Source organism: uncultured Bacteroides sp. (genome assembly GCF_902491285.1).
Classification (GTDB): domain Bacteria; phylum Bacteroidota; class Bacteroidia; order Bacteroidales; family Bacteroidaceae; genus Bacteroides.
Genome location: NZ_CABUHK010000015.1, coordinates 1 through 16,879, shown reverse-complemented (window position 1 = coordinate 16,879; position 16,879 = coordinate 1). Strand labels below are relative to the sequence as shown.

The following is a 16,879-nucleotide window of genomic DNA, read 5'->3' as shown; positions in this document are numbered from 1 at the left end:
AGGGGGTAAAGATTGTTTTTCATTTTTGTTTTGAATGATGTGTTGTCTCTCGCTTCGTCCTATGTTTTTTCTTTTGTCCCAACCGGATTCAGACTACTTCCGCAATATTTGCAAAATTCTGCGTTGTCCTCATGACCGGATCGGTGGCAGTTAGGGCATTCTTTGTCTCTTCGCCGCTTGTAGTCTTTCATCATCGAGGCCGATACGATACCTGTCGGCACGGCGATGATGGTGTAACCGATAAGCATCACGCAGGCGGAAAGAAACTTCCCCAAACCGGTGACAGGGGTGATGTCTCCGTAGCCTACGGTAGTCATGGTGACGATTGCCCAGTAGATGCTGTTCGGGATATTGTTGAACTGGGAGTCGGGTTGTGTGCCTTCAATCATATACATCAATGTCCCGATGGAAGTCACCAGAATAACGACAAACAGGAAGAATACCGCAATCTTTTTGCTGCTTTCTCGCAGGGCGGTGAGCAGCCGTTCACCTTCGTTCAGGAAGTTGAATAACTTGAATACACGGAATACCCGTATCAGTCGGAAAGCACGGATGATAAGCAAATAGCGTGCACCCGGGAAAATCAGGCCGATATAAAGCGGCAGGGTAGCCAATAAGTCGACGATGCCGAAAAAACTGAAAATGTATTTCCGGGGGCGGGGCGAGCAGTAGATTCTTGTCAGATACTCGAACGTGAAGAAAGCGGTGAAAAGATATTCCAGTACGACGAACGGAGTCGTCAGAAACGCGGGGAGTCCTTTCAGACTTTCGATGATGACAAGTAATACACTGACCAGAATGCAGCCGATAAGAATCACATCGAACAGTTTCCCGGCAGGGGTGTCCGATTCGAAGATGATGATGTATAACTTTCGTTTCAGTTTCTCGTCATGCAGAAAACGTTGGATTCTTTCTCTCAATTTCATAATAAAGCGTGTCTCGGATAAAATAGTGTTAATCAATCACCCAGTTTTTGTTGTAGGCAACAGTCCTTTTCGGGTCATAATACATTCCTTCTTGTGTGGGAATATAGAGAACGTAGGTTTTTCCGCTTTTGTTTTTCAGTGAGGTGTCACGCAACCACGGGTTGGCATCTCGAAGTTGTGCGTAGGTGATGCCTTGCTGTCTGGCATATTCGCTCAAGCTGTCGATAGGAGTGTTGACGGTCACTTTCCTGTACGGGATGACCGGGTAGAGATGTTCCCTTTTCAACAGGAATCCGTAGCGTTGCGGATTGCTGAAAATCTCTTTGACTGCCAGCAGGCGGAACATATAACGCGATGTCTCTTCCACCAGCCATAAATCCATGGCATGACTTGCCAGTTGCCTGTCGAGTTGGGAAGAGATACGTGCCTGTCCGGCATTGTAAGCAGCGGATACAGCCATCCAGTCGCCATATTTGTCATACGCTTGTTTGAAGTACTTACAGGCGGCGACCGTTGCTTTTTCAATATTATAGCGTTCGTCCACATTGTCATTCACTTCCAGTCCGAATTCCCGTCCGGTGGCGGGCATGAATTGCCACAGACCGGCTGCTCCGGCGGGAGAGCGTGCGATGTTGTTCAGGTTACTTTCAATCACCATCAGATATTTGAAATCATCGGGGATACCGTTCGCTTTCAATATCGGTTCCACGATAGGGAAATATCGGTTGGCACGCTTTATCAGAAGCATGGTCGTAGAGTGCATATAGGTGAACGCCATCATTTCGCGGTCCATCCGTTCGCGGCGGTCGTAGCGCCTGAGGTCGATGGTAGTTCCGTCAAAAGTGACTTGCGTGGGCACGGTAGGCGGGGTGACGCAATAGGGCACTTCCGACTTAGCCGAATGTTGTTCGTTGACTTGGCTGCTGCCTATCAGAGTAGGGATGGTGGCACCAATGCAGAACACCAATATAAGAGTAAGGATATAGTTGATTTTAGTTTGTTTCTTCATTTAAATTATTCATTTAGTTTTAAAAAAGCAGGCCTTGAACATAATCCATATCTAAAGCGATTATGCCGCAAGGAAACCTTGTTCCGGCGTTATGCCGGTTGCAAAGATAATCTCATTTTGCTTTTTTCAAAGAACTTTTCCTGCATTTTATACGTTTTTCTAGTAGAGTTAAATATATAATAGAATCAAGATGAATATAGCAATGACCGGAGCCACCGGATATATAGGTAAACATCTCTCCAACTACCTGACTGAAAAGGGCGGACATCGTGTGATTCCTTTGGGAAGGCCGATGTTTCGCGAAGGTATGTCCGGGCATTTGATTCAGACGCTGGCTCATTGCGATGTTATCATCAACCTGGCAGGAGCACCGGTTGACAAGCGTTGGACGCCGGAGCACCGACAGGAACTTTTCGATAGCCGTATTGTCGTCACGCACCGCATTATCCGTGCGCTGAATGCTGTACGGACGAAACCGAAACTGATGATTTCCGCCTCTGCCGTAGGGTATTATCCTACGATGGCGGAAGTGGACGAATATACCCGTACCCGTGGGGACGGCTTCTTGTCCGACCTTTGCTATGCATGGGAAAAGGAGGCGAAACGTTGCCCCGAAGAGACACGGCTTGTCATTACCCGTTTCGGTGTTGTGCTTTCACCGGATGGCGGGGCGATGCAACAGATGCTTCGCCCGTTACAGGCAACCAAGATTGCTACTGCCATCGGACCGGGCACCCAGCCTTTCCCGTGGATAGATATACGTGACCTCTGCCGTGCCATGGAGTTTTTCATCAGTCATGAGGAGACGTGCGGTGTATTCAACCTTGTTGCTCCGCAGCAAATCTCCCAATATACTTTCACCCGTGAAATGGCGAAAGCCTATCATGCATGGACAACGGTGGTCGTGCCTCAACCGGTCTTCCGGATGCTGTATGGAGAAGCCGCTTCTTTCCTTACGTCCGGTCAGCGGGTACGTCCCACACGTCTTCAGGAAGCAGGATTCCACTTCGCTGTCCCTGATGTAGAACGGCTTTTTAAGGGGACAGACCATAGTACGGTACGGACTCTCGATTTGGACCGTTATATGGGGCTATGGTATGAGATAGCCCGTTACGAGAACCGTTTCGAACGTGGACTTGTTGATGTGACCGCCATGTACACGCTCCGGCCCGACGGTACTATCCGGGTGGAGAACCGGGGATGCAAGCGTAACTCTCCCTACGATATTTGCAAGACTGCCAACGGTCATGCCAAGATACCCGACTCCTCGCAGCCGGGCAAACTGAAAGTCTCTTTCTTTCTCAACTTCTATTCAGACTATTACGTCTTGGAACTGGATGGAGAGAATTACAACTATGCACTTGTTGGCAGCAGCACCGACAAGTATCTCTGGATACTGAGCCGTACTCCTCAACTACCGGAGGATATAAAGAAAAAACTCGTCACCGCTGCCGAACGCCGTGGCTACGATACAAACCGATTGCAATGGATTGAGCAATTCTAAAAGAACAAGATTATGGATTACGAAATTATTCATCAGCCCGAACAAAAACTGTTCAAGACAGAAGTAGACGGTCGCACCGCCTTTGTACAATATCGCCTCTTAGGTGATTTTCTCGACATCACCCATACGGTTGTCCCCCGTCCGATAGAAGGTCGCGGGGTGGCTGCCGCATTGGTGAAAGCCGCCTATGGCTACGCTTTGGCCAACGGAATGAAACCGAAAGCCACCTGTTCGTATGCTGTGAGATGGTTAGAACGCCACCCGGAACTGGGATAATTGTGAAAAAAGGGATTATGAGTATGGTGTGTTCCGAGTGGCGATATTGAAAACTGGTATTGTGTTGTTACCGGTTGGGGGATTACCATTTACAAGGAGAACAATTCAAGTAATTCTTCCTTCTTCAGTGGTTTTGTCAGGAATGCGTTGCATCCTGCTTCCATGGCGCTTACCCTGTCGGCATCGAATGCGTTGGCAGTAAGTGCGATAATAGGGATGAGAGGATTCAGTTCCCTGATTTTCCGTGTTGCTTCCAAACCTCCCATAATCGGCATCTTCATATCCATGAGAACAATGTCGAATTTCTCATTGCGTACTTTTTCCACCGCTTCGACCCCGTTTACTACACGGGTGATTTGATATTCTTTGAGGATATGCTTCACTAATGAATAATTGCTGTCATTATCTTCGGCAATCAGTATTTTCAATTCTTTTTCGTTGATATGTTTTAGAGAAATAGTCTGTTTCGCAGGAGCTGTCTTTTGTGTCCGGGAAGGCTGTGTCTTTACCTTTGACTCAACATTTTCCTGCATACTAGTTTCACATGGCACCCATGCCCAGAAAGTTGAACCGATGCCGGGCGTGGAAGTAAATCCTATCTCTCCCCCTGCGCCTTCTATAATAGCTCTCGAAATGGCTAATCCTAGTCCCGTTCCCTGAGCGAACTCATTGAGTTTCTGGAATCGTCCGAACACCCTGTTTTGTAACTCAAGAGGGATGCCGACCCCCGAATCTTCCACATAGAACCTGATACCGCCGTTTTCGATACTGTATCCCATCTTGATATGTCCGGCATGAGTACATTTGATGGCGTTGGTGAGGAAATTCATCCACACCTGTTTGAGTCGGTTTCTATCCAGGAATATCCAACAGTCTGGACCGGAATTTCCCAGGATGAATTCTACCTCCGGATTGGTGATTTTCGGTTGAATCATTGTGTAAAGTTCGTTGGAAACTTTCGCCAGATTAAACTTTTCCCTTTTACGCTCGAGTATGCCTGATTCAATCTTGGAAAGATCGAGAATATCATTAATTAACCGTAACAGCAGTTCGTTGTTCGATTCGATGATTTCCATATATTCCGCCTTTTCTTCCGGGTCGTCACAATGTACCATCAGTCCGGAAAAACCGACAATGGCATTTAGCGGTGTACGTATCTCGTGACTCATATTGGCAAGGAAAGCCGATTTGAGGCGGTCGGAAAGTTCGGCTTTGTCTTTGAGCTCCTTTAATTCCTGGGTCACTTTTTCCCATTTCGTATTGTTGAATTCGATACCGGTGTAACGGAGCGCTTTTCCTCTTTTGTCTCTTTCCACTTGAATACCGGTGATGAGAAGGGTTTGCCATTCCTTGTCCCATTTTGTCTTGGAACGGTACTGGAAGGTAAATTCCTGCTGTTTTCCCTGAATCATATCTTCAAAATATTCGCGCATGACTTCTATGTCATCCGGATGGGCGACGCTCAGATATTGGTCGATGTTGATCGGAGTTTCCGGGCAATAATCATTGACGGGGTCATTGAAGGCTGTGAATAGTTGGGTTGTCACATCAAAATCCCAATAAGACATTCCGACAGTCTTGAAAGTAAGTTCCATCTTGTAATTCCGCTCTTTGAGCTCTTCATTCAAGCGGTGAAGTTTGGAGATATTTTGCCGGAAACCGGTGAAACGTATCGTATTTCCGTTCTCGTCCTGTTCGAAAGGAACGCCGATAACATTACAATATTGCCAGTTATCATCATATTTCGTTTGTATGCGGCAAGTGAAGTTGACTGTCTGGTTTTCGCCCGACAACATGGATTGCATAGCATCGTAATAAGTAGAAACATCGTCCGGGTGGATAACGCTTTGAAATTCCTGGAGAGTCACAAGCCTGTTAGGAGCGTAGTCGTTGATCGGGTCATTATAAGATTCAAATTTCTGACTGTTTACGTCAAAGTCCCAGTGCACGATATTGCTCACCTGCATGGCAAGTTCGCGTTTCGTTGTCAGGTCCTGTGTCTTTTTCAGCATTTGCACTTTCTCCGTTATATCCAGTTGGGTGCCGACAATCAGCAGTTTTCCGCGGTGTTCGGAAGATAAACGCATCCGGCTTTCGTAATAGCGGTATTGCCTTTCTTCCTTGTTGTAAAAGCGTAGGGTAGTATGTGCTTGTTGGGTTTCCTTATTTATCAGTTGTGCGAAAAGCTGCATTAACTGTATGCGGTCTTGCGGGTGCAGTATACTTTGCATTTGTTCCAAAGACATCCCTTCCTCTGCCAGTGCGTTACCATACAATGTGCTGAATGTTTTCTTGTGGACATTATATACCCATGAAGCCATATTGGCAGCTTCCATAGCCATTTCCAGGTTTTTCTTGCTTTCTTCCGTTCGGAATTCCGTTTCTTTTTCGGCAGTCACGTCATTAGAGAGCAATATATGTCCGATGATAGCTCCTTTATTATCTACTATCGGCACTACCTGTGCTTCATAAATTATGGAGTTTTTATTTTGGCTGGTGAAGTAGGCATCGCTATTTATACGGTCGAAGTCATACTCAAATTCCAAAGTGATATTTTCACCTTTTTGTACTTTGGATTTTAATTCCTCGTCCATATATGGACTGTCGAAAAGATTAACTTTGTTTATGACTGCTGTCTGGTCACTCACTCCGTACATTTTCAATGCCGGTTCATTAATTTTACGTAAGACACCATTGGCATCATAGATTTCAATGCTCATCGGCAGGCTGGCGTAGATATTTTCTGCAAACAGAAGCGGGTCTTGTGCTAATTCGGGAGATGTATTTCCTGAGCACATATTGTCATCCTTGGGGGAAGGTGATTCGGTTTGTTTCATTTGTTGTTTATTTTTTTATCCGTAGTAGGAGTGAGCTATTGCTCTTGTTTATTTTTCCACCTTTTCAGTTGCGGAAAGAATTCTTTCATGGTGGCGCGTGCTTCCTCAATGGTATATTTTACTTCTGAATCTTTGTTGAATTCGTCAAGATATTTTAGATTAAGTTCAATCATTTCGTCCATTGTACAGTCTTTGGTGAAATGTCCGTTCTCGTAGCAATAGTGACAATAATCCTGATTCTTGCTACCGTCTGTTTCTGTTCCGAATGTGGATTCTTCTATCGGCATGGCACAACACTGACAAATTTTTTGTTCCATCTTTATTTTTGTTTTAAGTTTCTGTTACGTGCCAAAGATAGGAAGAATTATTGGAACAATTGTTATTTGATCTTGCTAATTATTAGCATTTTTTCTTTTGATTAGTTCCGTTACCCGTTTGTTTTTATGGGCAGGTGTTTCCATATCCGGCGAGGAATCATTTTCCAGAAGAAGACTAGAATCCGGTAGCGCCAGTCGATTACTGCTACCCGCTTTTTACGTTTCAGTGCACGGGCAATGTGCCATCCTACTTTATCTGCTTTCATCAGCATCGGATAACGCTTTCCGTCATTCAATAAATCCGTAGCTACAAATCCGGGGCGAATATCGGTAAAATGAATGTTCAGCTTTTGAAGATGGGCAAGTTGTTCAAGGGCATCTATATAAGTATTCTGAAAACGTTTGGTCGCAGAGTAAGCGGGAGCTACGCCAAGTCCCTTTGTTCCTGCAATGGAACTGATAACCGCCAGATGTCCGCCCCCGTTCTTTCTGAAATATGCAAAAGCGGTATCTACCATGCGGGTAAATCCCTCTACATTGGTACGTGCCGTGTTCAGCTCCACTTCCATATCCAGTTTCATGTTTTGGAAACCGATGCCGGAACTGAGAAGGAATAAGTCCATGCCGCCCACTTTGTCTATGAGCATATTGAGTTTTTCCGCTGCATCTTCCCGGGTGACATCCAATGCCTGAATCTCGATTTGTTCCGGTGCAACCTGTTGCAGGGTTTCGAGGGCAGACTGCCGCCTGCCTGCTATTCCGATCTGCCAGCCTTCCAGTAACAGGCATTTGGCCACTTCTTGCCCGATGCCGGATGTGGCTCCTATAATAATAGCTCGTTTCATGACAAATATATATGTTTGGATTAATGTTGTTTCTTATAAGTTCAGTAAATGCCGGATAGCCGCCCAAGGCGCGTACAGCAACATTCGCGGACCGGAGAAGCGCATCACCAGCCGCATCCGTTCGCGCATTGCAGGCTTGTAACAATGCACTGTGCATTTCTTGCACGAACTTTTCCTTTCTCCGAACGGACAATGGTCGAGGCGTGCGTGCGCATAGCGGAGCAGTTCCTCGCAGTCAGGGCAAAGAACAGCGTTCTTCTCCTTTCTCCGGCAGTAGAGACGAATCATCAGTCCTACTATTTTCTTTTCGTGTGCGATACGTTGTTTCTTCATCTTGTCTTTTTGAACAGTTCTCTTTGAACTGCACAAAGATAAGGAAGATTACAGAGAATTTATCCAATTCTCTTTTGTATCTTTGCCGCATGAGAAAGTTATTGTGTCCGCAGTGCAAAATTGCTGCCCTATATGTAAAGAACGACCGGAACGAGAGATTACTGGTCTACGTGATGGAAGATGGGGAGATTGTACCCAAGTATCCTGCTGATTCTATGGAAGGATTCGATTTGACGGAGGTTTATTGTTTGGGATGCTCCTGGCATGGCTCGCCTAAAAGACTGGTGAAGAGATAAGGTACCTTCCCGTTCTGTTTTTTTTTGATTTATATCAATGAAACAGGAAAGAGGATTTGAATCTTTCTAACGGGATTTTCCGTATCTTTGCGCGCAATTTTAGAACATAGACAAATGGCAACTTCTAAAGAAATGACGGCAGGGCCGGCATTACCTCTGATATTAAAGTTTACACTGCCGCTTTTGCTCGGCAATCTGTTGCAACAAACATATTCGCTTGTTGATGCGGCAATCGTTGGAAAGTTCTTGGGTATTAACGCGTTGGCTTCGGTGGGAGCCAGCACATCGGTCGTGTTCCTTATTTTAGGATTCTGCAACGGATGTTGCGGTGGTTTCGGGATTCCCGTGGCACAGAAGTTCGGGGCGAGAGATTATAGTACGATGCGCAGTTATATATCCGTCAGTTTGAAGCTCTCTCTAGTGATGTCTGTCACTATTGCCATCGTCACCAGTATCTTGTGTGCGGACATTCTTCGGATGATGCGTACGCCGGAGAATATATCCGAAGGTGCGTATGCTTATCTGCTTGTCACCTTTATCGGTGTGCCTTTTACGTTTTTCTACAATCTTCTGTCGAGTATAATCCGTGCATTGGGAGACAGCAAGACACCTTTCTGGTTTCTGCTGTTGTCTACCGTTCTCAATATCGTGCTCGATTTGTTTTGTATTCTGGTGCTCGACTGGGGAGTGGCGGGAGCTGCTATTGCTACGGTAATCTCGCAGGGACTTTCGGCCGCGCTCTGCTATATTTATATGTATCGTAAGTTTGATATTTTACAGAGTTCCCCGAAGGAGCGTCGGTTTCAGCCGAGACTGGCTAAGACGCTGCTCTACATCGGGGTGCCTATGGGACTTCAGTTCTCTATTACTGCTATTGGCAGTATTATGTTGCAAAGTGCGAACAATGCGTTGGGGACAGCCTGTGTGGCGGCTTTTACTTCTGCCATGCGCATCAAGATGTTCTTTATCTGCACATTCGAGAGCTTGGGCATTGCCATGGCAACGTATAGCGGACAGAATTACGGTGCCGGCAAACCGGAGCGTATCTGGCAGGGTATTAAGGCGAGTGCCTTGATGATGATTATCTATGCGGCCTTTACTTTCATACTCCTGATGCTGGGAGCCAAGTATTTTGCCCTGATTTTCGTAGACCCTTCGGAAACGGAAATCTTACTGGATACGGAACTTTTCCTTCATATTTCCTGTATGTTCTTCCCTGCGCTTGGGCTGTTGTGTGTCCTGCGCTATACCATCCAGGGAGTGGGTTTTACGAATCTTGCCATGTTTTCCGGAGTGGCGGAAATGATAGCCCGTATTCTTGTCAGCCTTTATGCGGTTCCCGCTTTCGGTTTCCTTGCCGTCTGCTATGGTGATCCGATGGCTTGGATAGCTGCCGACTTGTTCCTGGTCCCTGCTTTTATTTATGTTTACAAGAGATTGAAGCGGCAGGTGTTTACAAACAGTCCGGCTGTTGAAACAGCTTAAAAGTCCGGCTCTTTATGTATGCAGATAATATCTCCGTAAACGGGATGGCGGAACTCGATATATTCGGCATGGAGATAGAGCCTGTCCGCTTTTTTGCCATAAAGCTCGTCTCCTAGAATGGGGCAGTTCAACCCTTTCGGGTGAGCGGCATGTACACGTAGCTGATGAGTGCGTCCGGTCAACGGATAAAACGCGACGCGGGTACATTCCTCTGAGTTTGTGATTATCTGGTATTCTGTGATAGCTTCCTTCCCGTGTTCCTCACTTACTATTTGCCGTGGACGGTCGAGAGGGTTCAGGCAGAGGGGAAGCTCGATTCTTCCTGTCTTTTCCGTTTTTCCAGTCGGTTGGGGAGTAGCTTCTTCGGCTTTCGCCATGACTCCGTCAAGTAAAGCTATATATCGTTTTTTTATTTTCCTGTTCTCGAACTGTGCCTGTAAATGCCGGTGCACCTCTTTCGTCTTGGCAACAAGCAATAATCCCGAAGTCGCCATGTCGAGCCGGTGTACAATCATAGGTCCCGTTGCGTCAGGATATTTTTTCTTTAAACGGTGATAAACGGAATCTATCTTCTCTGCTTTTCCCGGAACCGATAACATCCCTGCCGGTTTGTTGATTACCAGCAACCATTCATCCTCAAACACGATTTCCAGCTTCGTGTCTTTGTGAACGTTATCCAATAACGGATTTTCATCCACTTCCAGCCCCTGTAACATATGTTGCAGAATCGGCTCACATTTCCCTTTGCAGGAAGGATAGTAATATCCATGATGCCGGATTTCATTTTTAGGAGAATCCCCCCACCAAAATTCAGCCATCGCCAGCGGCTTTAACTGATGAAAATAGGCATATTGCAGTAATTTGGGCAACGCACACTCACCCGCACCGCCGGGAGGGACTTTCCGGACTGTCTGTTCAAAAATAGTGCATAAGTCTTTCACTTCTCCTTTCGCATTCAGCATCCGGAATTGCCTGAATAGTTTTTGTTGCAAAGCTGCCGAACGCTCTTTCCGTTCTGCTTTCAGCCTTTCTATCTCATCCTTGAACCGATTGACTTCCGCTTCGCATTCTTCCAGGCGGTTCTTCCATTCCTTCTCCTTTCGTTTGTATTCGGCTTTCTGATATTGGCTTTCGCGAATTAGAGCGGCTTGTTCTTCCTCGGAAATCCCGGTTGAGGACAGGCGCCGGTTTTCTCTGGCTTCTTTCGCAGCTTTCAGCTCCGCTTTGGCTTGATTCAGCTCCGCTTGAGCCCGTTCCGTTTCTGTCTTCCACTTTTCTATCGACTCAAGATAGGAAGCGCTATTCTCTAATTCATTGATACGGGCATTGATAGCGGAAATCTGTTCTTCCTCAATCTTGAAAAATCCTTGTGGTTGCAACAAATCATAAACAGGAGGGACAAAGTAAGTATGCAGGTTCTTTCCCGCCAAATTGCCGGAGAAGGCTGCCAAATAACCTATTCTGTATCCTTCGTCCGTCTCTTTTCGTGTCGTTTCATTCATCGCTTTTCCCGTTTCTTGCACCACCAGTACTCCGAACATCTTTCCAAGAGCTAATTCTTCCTGCCATTCCTTCCGGCTTGCGATATACTCTTTCACTTCCTCTGCCGCCAATACACACAACGGATGGGGCGTATAATGGAAAGGATAAGTGAATTTCTCCGGTAGAGCAATGTGAGAAACGGGCTTCTTGAAAAAATGTATCATCGGTTTATATTTGAATGTGATTATTGGTGCAAAAGTAAGGTAAATCCGCGAATTTTGTTCTATATTTGTTCTGGAGTTTGAATGAAATAAAGTGGATGCTTGAGCAAAGATAAAATGGATAGGAACGAGAAAACACCAAAAGTTGCTTTTGTAGGCAACAGCCATATGGCATTTTGGGCACTGGATATTTATTTCCCTCAATGGAAATGTCTGAATTACGGAGCGCCCGGTGAGGGGTTGGCCTATGTCGAATCTTTTGCGGCGGATACCTCTGATTGTCAGGTTATCATTCAATTCGGCAGTAACGACATCTACGAGTTGAATGATGAAAATGTAGACGATTATGTGGAACGTTATGTGAAGGCAATCCTTGCCGTTCCTTCTCTGAAGACGTACTTATTCTGTATTTTTCCACGAAATGATTACGATGATTACAGTACGGCAGTGAATAGATTCATCCGTATGCTCAATCAGAAAATACATGAAAAGCTGCAAGGGACGGATATAATCTACCTTGATGTATTCGACCGTCTGTCACTGGACGGCAGACTGAATCCTGATTTGACCATCGACGACCTGCATCTGAATGGCAAAGGTTATAGTATACTGGCAGAAGCTGTGAAGCGGGCTGTCAATGTATGAGTTATACCCAATTTCTTCTGTTGCTGCTTTTATTGTAGATATTGATGGCATATCAGTTTATTTTTCCTATTTTTGCCGCCAATTAAAATGATTATAATAACCCCCGTAAAGCGATAAGACAATGGAAAAAGTAATTATCAATTCGTACGAAGAATTTGAAAAACTGGTAGGCAAACAAATAGGTGTTTCTGATTATGTTGAACTCTCTCAGGAACGTATCAATCTTTTTGCAGATGCTACATTAGATCACCAATGGATTCACGTGGATACGGAACGTGCCAAAACAGACAGCCCTTATCATAGCACAATAGCTCACGGTTATCTGACATTGTCTATGCTTCCGTATATGTGGAACCAGATTATCCAGGTGAACAACCTGAAAATGATGATTAACTACGGTATGGATAAGATGAAATTCGGTCAGGCTGTATTGGCAGGACAGAGTATCCGCCTGGTGACTACCCTTCATTCATTGACAAATCTGCGTGGTGTGGCAAAAGCTGAAATCAAATTTGCCATCGAAATAAAAGACCAACCGAAGAAGGCACTCGAAGGCATTGCCGTATTCTTGTACTATTTCAATTGATTTAGTTCACGAATAACATAGATAAAGAAGCTGTTTCTTTGACGGGAGACAGCTTCTTGTGTTTTTGATATGTCTTACTTCTTGGCTTTCATTGCTTTTAGCGTATTTCTGCGTACAGCACGGATAGCGGGATTCAATAATTCGGGTTCCATGATTTCCAACATTGTGCGCAGTTCCTGTTGCAACTCCGGAATGGAACAAGTCAGTTGATAGGCAAGTTTTATGCAAAGGGATTGTATGCCGCCCGGTTCCCGCCGGGTTATGACACGCTCCAGACAGAAATCGAGGAAATCCATTCGTGGCGGGTTGGCTGCCGGTTGCTGGCTGAGCAGGTTCAGGAGCATTCTTCGTTTTCCCGAATGCGGGCAGGACATGGCAGCGTCAATCAGTTCATCCTGTCTCCGGCTCAACCATTCCACGTCTTCCTTTGAGAAATGCGTGCAAACCCACAATGCCTGATATGAGACAATCTCGTCCTCATCAAAGATAAATTGATAGACTTCTTCTCTGAGCTGTTCGTCATCTTGTATAAAGTGAAGTATCTCTCTGATATCTTCGATATGTACACGTTCGGATAATCTTGCACGCAGGTTCATGTAGCTTTCTTTTTTGAGGGTTAACCTTTACTTTCTTCGATATTCGTTTCTTTCAACTGTAAATGCAGAATCGGGTAAGGTTTTCCCATACCGTCCGTTTCGTCCCTTCCGATGATTTGGAATCCCATATGTAGGTAAAAGCTGAGTGCTTTTTCATTCTGTTCGTTTACGTCCACTTTATCCATCTGCTTTTTCTGAATGGCGTATTCCAGCAACCGCTTGCCGTATCCTTTTCCCTGCTCGCCGGGATTTACGAATAACATCTCGATTAGCTCGTCGCTCAGTCCCATGAAAGCCACAATCTTTCTATCGGCATTCCGGACAATGTATAGTTCTACCGCCGGTAAATAGTGATTGCGCACCAACGGTCTGTAAAACTGGATATGTTCTTCCGTAAGGAAATGATGCGTGTGACGCACTGATGCTTCCCAAACTTCCAGAATCTCGTCGTAATCTTGGGGAGTGGGTTGGCATATATTAGGAAGATAGTAACACAAATGGTCGAGTATATTTCCATTGTATGTCAGTTCCGCCTGATGCAGCACACCTTCATAGATAAACCCGTTCCGTTCGAGTACTTGTTGCGACCGCTTATTATGCGGGTAGCAATTGGCGGTGATGAGGCTGAGTTGCAGTTCATTGAATCCGTAGTTGAGTACAGCCTGCACTGCTTCCGTCATATATCCTTTGCCCCAATGCGCTTCGTCAAGCCAGTATCCCAGCATACGGACCTGCGGATTCTCCCGTTTCGGGTCGGGGACGATTCCGATGGAACCGATAAGTTGCTGCGTATCTTTCAGTGTCATCGCCCAAATATTCTCCTGACCGATAAAAACGTTCTGAAGAATCTCCCGCGATTCCTCTATCGTCTTATGTGGCGCCCATCCGGCATTATTACCCAAGTTCGGGTTTTGGCAACAGGCAAAAAATGCTTCCGCATCCTCTTCTTGAAAAGGACGGACTAGCAGACGTTCCGTTTCAAGGGTGCGCGCTGCCATCGTTTCTTCTGTTTCAGTCTTCTTCTCCATATTCTTTCTTATACACACATTCTATACGATTTCCGTCCGGGTCAAGGACTACACTTTCAAAATAACCGTCTCCCGAAGTACGCGGCTCACCTGCGATGGTGTAACCTTCGGAACGCATCTCTTCCGTGAAACGAAGCACTTCCGCTTGACTGGGGAACGTGAAAGCGAGATGTGTCAGCCCGACCCTGTTTTCTTCCACCACCGTATTCTGTACATCGGGACGGCTCATTAACTCCAAAGAAGGGCCTTCACCGAAAGATATGAAGTAAGATTCGAATCCCTTCTTGGGATTCACATATTTCTCATTGCTTTTTCCGCCGAAGAAACGGACATAGAACTCTTTCTGCTCTTCCAAACGGAAAGTCCAAATGGCGATATGATGTAGTTTCATTTTAAATCTGATTTTTCTTTTTATCGTTACGACCGTTAACTGTTCTCTCTTTTATTTAGCTGACTGCGTCACATATTCATAAATGATACGTGAAATATCAGCGATAATCTTACTGTTTTCCGCAAAACTCTCTTCAGAGTCTTTCACGAAAACAGCTATACTGTAAGTGCGTCCGCCGGGCAAAAGAACAAAGCCGATGTCATTGCAACCTATTTGCTGACCTTTGGCATTAAGGTCGCCCGTCCCTGTTTTATGTCCCACTATCACTCCTTTATCCAGTAATGGAGCGACCAGCCGGTCTTGTCCGGTCTGGCATTCTACCATTGTCTGCCAGATAAAATCCTTATATTCTTTTGCAAACAACGGTTCCCGTCGGAAAATCTCCAATAGCTCGGCGGCAGCCAACGGCGTACTCCAGTTTTGATAACACAAATCCAAATCTTCGTGCATGGCACTCTCCGTACCGACGATGGCACAATCCTGAATACCTAACGAATGGATATATTTGTCTACGGCATCCGTTCCGCCTTGATAATTGAATAGTATATCGCAGGCATTGTTGTCACTCTGTTGAAGCGTGTATCTTAGCAGGTCGGCAATGCTCATCTCAATCCCACCTTGCGGATACTTATCCCGTAACGGGCTATACGTGTCCGGTTTCAAATCCGATTTCTCTATCTTTAGCAGAGTGTCCAATGACTGATTTTGTTTCGTTATATAATCAGCCACTGCCAACGCCTGATGAAATTTGAAAACACTCATCAAAGGATAATGATTGTCATTATTAACTGTTACCGTATCTTTTCCGTCTATGATGACAGCAATTCCTATTTCGGCTTTCTTGTCTTTGATAGCCTCCTTCAATTGTGTCTCAAGAGGAACACTCTGACAGGAAAACAGCAGGATAGGGATTAAACAAAGAAACACAATGAATGAGCGCATAATCAATCTTCTTTTTTTATGGGTTACTAATTTTCTATCGAAGTCACAAAGGTATGAATTGTAATTTGAAAAAGTGAGGATGGTATCCTAAATTCTGTTATAACAAAATTGTAAATAAAGAAATTAGGTTTCGTATGCTTTTTCCGTTATATTTGTAGAATCTTGTTACTTTACAATTTATAGTAACGGAAATCTGGATAAGTAATCGTTGTTAAAAGACAAAACTAATATGAGCACTTTTCGTTCCATAGAAGAGCTGGTCAAAAGTCTCGACCGGGAGAAAGAACTCCTGAAAGAAATGTTTTCCAAACGGAAGTCTCTTTCGTTCCGCTATGATTATGCGCTTGAAATGACCGAGTACAAGGAAGAGCGCATCCGCTATTTGATTGACTACGGAGTTATCCGGGATACCGGTGATTTTCTTGAAATGGAGGATATCTATCTGAAATTCTTTGAAGATGTACTCGAAGTGAATGAAGAAATCAATGTTTCTTTTGTGCAGGATTACTTGACACGACTGAATGAAAACATTGATTATTACTTGAAGGAAAATAACGAACAGCGCAAGTACAACTATCAGCGGGAAGTGAAACGCTGCCTGAAGAATATAGCCCTGACTACTGTCCGTAACGTGATGGACTTGAAGCGGAATATGGATAATACCTATAAGAACGAGCCTAATTACAAAATAAAGAAAACCAAACTCGTCCGGCTTGACGAGAAACGGAACAATATTGCCCTGTTGATTCGTAAAAGCGAGGAATTGATAGACTATGGGCAGCCTATTTTCTTCCGGGTGGCGATGGATGTGCAGATGCGGAATGTGGTGAGTGACGTAAAACTCCAGTTGAATGATTCGTACCATAACCTGATTGAAATCCAGAAGCAAATCATCCATTATTTGAATCTGATAGATTATCAGAACCGTATCCTTGAAAAAGTAAAGAAACTGAAGTACCTGAAAGACCAGTTCCTGTTGGAAGAACATACAAGTATCCGTTCTGTTGCCGCACAGAAGAATCCCGTTTGGATAGAGCCGCAGGTCGGCTATCGTATCAAACTTTCCATTGATAATCTACGGACTTCCGATGAGGCTTTTCAGATATTGAAGAAACTTGTCGCGCGGCAGAAAAATTCTCCGAAAGGAATGAAACAACTGG

General features: G+C 45.0%; 16 protein-coding genes and 1 pseudogene. 7 read left to right on the top strand and 10 right to left on the bottom strand.

Features of this window, described 5'->3' with window-relative positions:
* Window positions 1-59: 59 nt before the first annotated feature.
* Both RDN93_RS05760 and RDN93_RS05755 read right to left on the bottom strand, forming a co-directional pair.
* Window positions 60-926, bottom strand: coding sequence for an ion transporter (locus RDN93_RS05760; protein WP_308744612.1), 867 nt, complete (start codon window positions 924-926; stop codon window positions 60-62).
* A gap of 28 nt (window positions 927-954) precedes the next feature.
* Window positions 955-1,935 (bottom strand): lytic transglycosylase domain-containing protein, encoded by a 981-nt coding sequence (locus RDN93_RS05755; RefSeq protein ID WP_308744611.1) that lies wholly within the window; start codon window positions 1,933-1,935, stop codon window positions 955-957.
* 190 nt (window positions 1,936-2,125) lie between these two features.
* Between RDN93_RS05755 and RDN93_RS05750 the strand changes: the two genes are divergently transcribed.
* Both RDN93_RS05750 and RDN93_RS05745 read left to right on the top strand, forming a co-directional pair.
* Window positions 2,126-3,439 (top strand): TIGR01777 family oxidoreductase, encoded by a 1,314-nt coding sequence (locus tag RDN93_RS05750; RefSeq protein WP_308744610.1) that lies wholly within the window; start codon window positions 2,126-2,128, stop codon window positions 3,437-3,439.
* A gap of 12 nt (window positions 3,440-3,451) precedes the next feature.
* Window positions 3,452-3,715 (top strand): GNAT family N-acetyltransferase, encoded by a 264-nt coding sequence (locus RDN93_RS05745; protein ID WP_308744609.1) that lies wholly within the window; start codon window positions 3,452-3,454, stop codon window positions 3,713-3,715.
* Window positions 3,716-3,804: 89 nt separating this feature from the next.
* Here RDN93_RS05745 and RDN93_RS05740 read toward each other — a convergent pair whose 3' ends face one another.
* The 4 genes from RDN93_RS05740 to RDN93_RS05725 form a co-directional block, all read right to left on the bottom strand.
* The gene (locus tag RDN93_RS05740; RefSeq protein ID WP_308744608.1) at window positions 3,805-6,552 is read right to left on the bottom strand and encodes a PAS domain-containing protein; all 2,748 of its coding nucleotides are present in this window, start codon (window positions 6,550-6,552) and stop codon (window positions 3,805-3,807) included.
* Window positions 6,553-6,587: 35 nt separating this feature from the next.
* Window positions 6,588-6,869: a zinc ribbon domain-containing protein gene (locus tag RDN93_RS05735; RefSeq protein WP_308744607.1), complete on the bottom strand. Its 282-nt coding sequence runs from the start codon at window positions 6,867-6,869 to the stop codon at window positions 6,588-6,590.
* A gap of 110 nt (window positions 6,870-6,979) precedes the next feature.
* The gene (locus RDN93_RS05730; RefSeq protein ID WP_308744606.1) at window positions 6,980-7,714 is read right to left on the bottom strand and encodes an SDR family NAD(P)-dependent oxidoreductase; all 735 of its coding nucleotides are present in this window, start codon (window positions 7,712-7,714) and stop codon (window positions 6,980-6,982) included.
* Between the two features lie 33 nt (window positions 7,715-7,747).
* Window positions 7,748-8,047, bottom strand: a complete 300-nt coding sequence (locus RDN93_RS05725; RefSeq protein WP_308744605.1) for a nitrous oxide-stimulated promoter family protein — start codon at window positions 8,045-8,047, stop codon at window positions 7,748-7,750.
* 89 nt (window positions 8,048-8,136) lie between these two features.
* On the opposite strand from RDN93_RS05725, the gene RDN93_RS05720 reads away from it, so the two are divergent.
* Window positions 8,137-8,343, top strand: a complete 207-nt coding sequence (locus tag RDN93_RS05720) for a hypothetical protein (protein ID WP_308744604.1) — start codon at window positions 8,137-8,139, stop codon at window positions 8,341-8,343.
* Window positions 8,344-8,457: 114 nt separating this feature from the next.
* Window positions 8,458-9,828, top strand: coding sequence for an MATE family efflux transporter (locus RDN93_RS05715; RefSeq protein ID WP_308744603.1), 1,371 nt, complete (start codon window positions 8,458-8,460; stop codon window positions 9,826-9,828).
* Here RDN93_RS05715 and RDN93_RS05710 read toward each other — a convergent pair.
* Window positions 9,825-11,534 carry a pseudouridine synthase gene (locus RDN93_RS05710; RefSeq protein ID WP_308744602.1) on the bottom strand — a complete coding sequence of 570 codons (1,710 nt, stop codon included), beginning with the start codon at window positions 11,532-11,534 and terminating at the stop codon, window positions 9,825-9,827. The two genes, RDN93_RS05715 and RDN93_RS05710, sit on opposite strands and share 4 nt — an antisense overlap.
* A gap of 114 nt (window positions 11,535-11,648) precedes the next feature.
* On the opposite strand from RDN93_RS05710, the gene RDN93_RS05705 reads away from it, so the two are divergent.
* Complete coding sequence (locus tag RDN93_RS05705) at window positions 11,649-12,176, top strand: GDSL-type esterase/lipase family protein (RefSeq protein ID WP_308744601.1); 528 nt, start codon at window positions 11,649-11,651, stop codon at window positions 12,174-12,176.
* A 121-nt stretch (window positions 12,177-12,297) separates the two neighbouring features.
* Window positions 12,298-12,762, top strand: coding sequence for a MaoC family dehydratase (locus RDN93_RS05700; protein WP_308744600.1), 465 nt, complete (start codon window positions 12,298-12,300; stop codon window positions 12,760-12,762).
* A 74-nt stretch (window positions 12,763-12,836) separates the two neighbouring features.
* Here RDN93_RS05700 and RDN93_RS05695 read toward each other — a convergent pair whose 3' ends face one another.
* The 3 genes and pseudogenes from RDN93_RS05695 to bla all read right to left on the bottom strand — a co-directional run bounded on the left by RDN93_RS05695 (window position 12,837) and on the right by bla (window position 15,719).
* Window positions 12,837-13,358 carry a hypothetical protein gene (locus RDN93_RS05695; protein WP_308744599.1) on the bottom strand — a complete coding sequence of 174 codons (522 nt, stop codon included), beginning with the start codon at window positions 13,356-13,358 and terminating at the stop codon, window positions 12,837-12,839.
* Window positions 13,359-13,378: 20 nt separating this feature from the next.
* A pseudogene (locus RDN93_RS05690) lies at window positions 13,379-14,777 on the bottom strand (GNAT family N-acetyltransferase).
* A 51-nt stretch (window positions 14,778-14,828) separates the two neighbouring features.
* The gene (bla, locus tag RDN93_RS05685) at window positions 14,829-15,719 is read right to left on the bottom strand and encodes a class A beta-lactamase, subclass A2 (RefSeq protein ID WP_308744598.1); all 891 of its coding nucleotides are present in this window, start codon (window positions 15,717-15,719) and stop codon (window positions 14,829-14,831) included.
* A 229-nt stretch (window positions 15,720-15,948) separates the two neighbouring features.
* On the opposite strand from bla, the gene RDN93_RS05680 reads away from it, so the two are divergent.
* The coding region (locus tag RDN93_RS05680; protein WP_308744597.1) for a hypothetical protein at window positions 15,949-16,879 on the top strand (931 nt) is incomplete at its 3' end.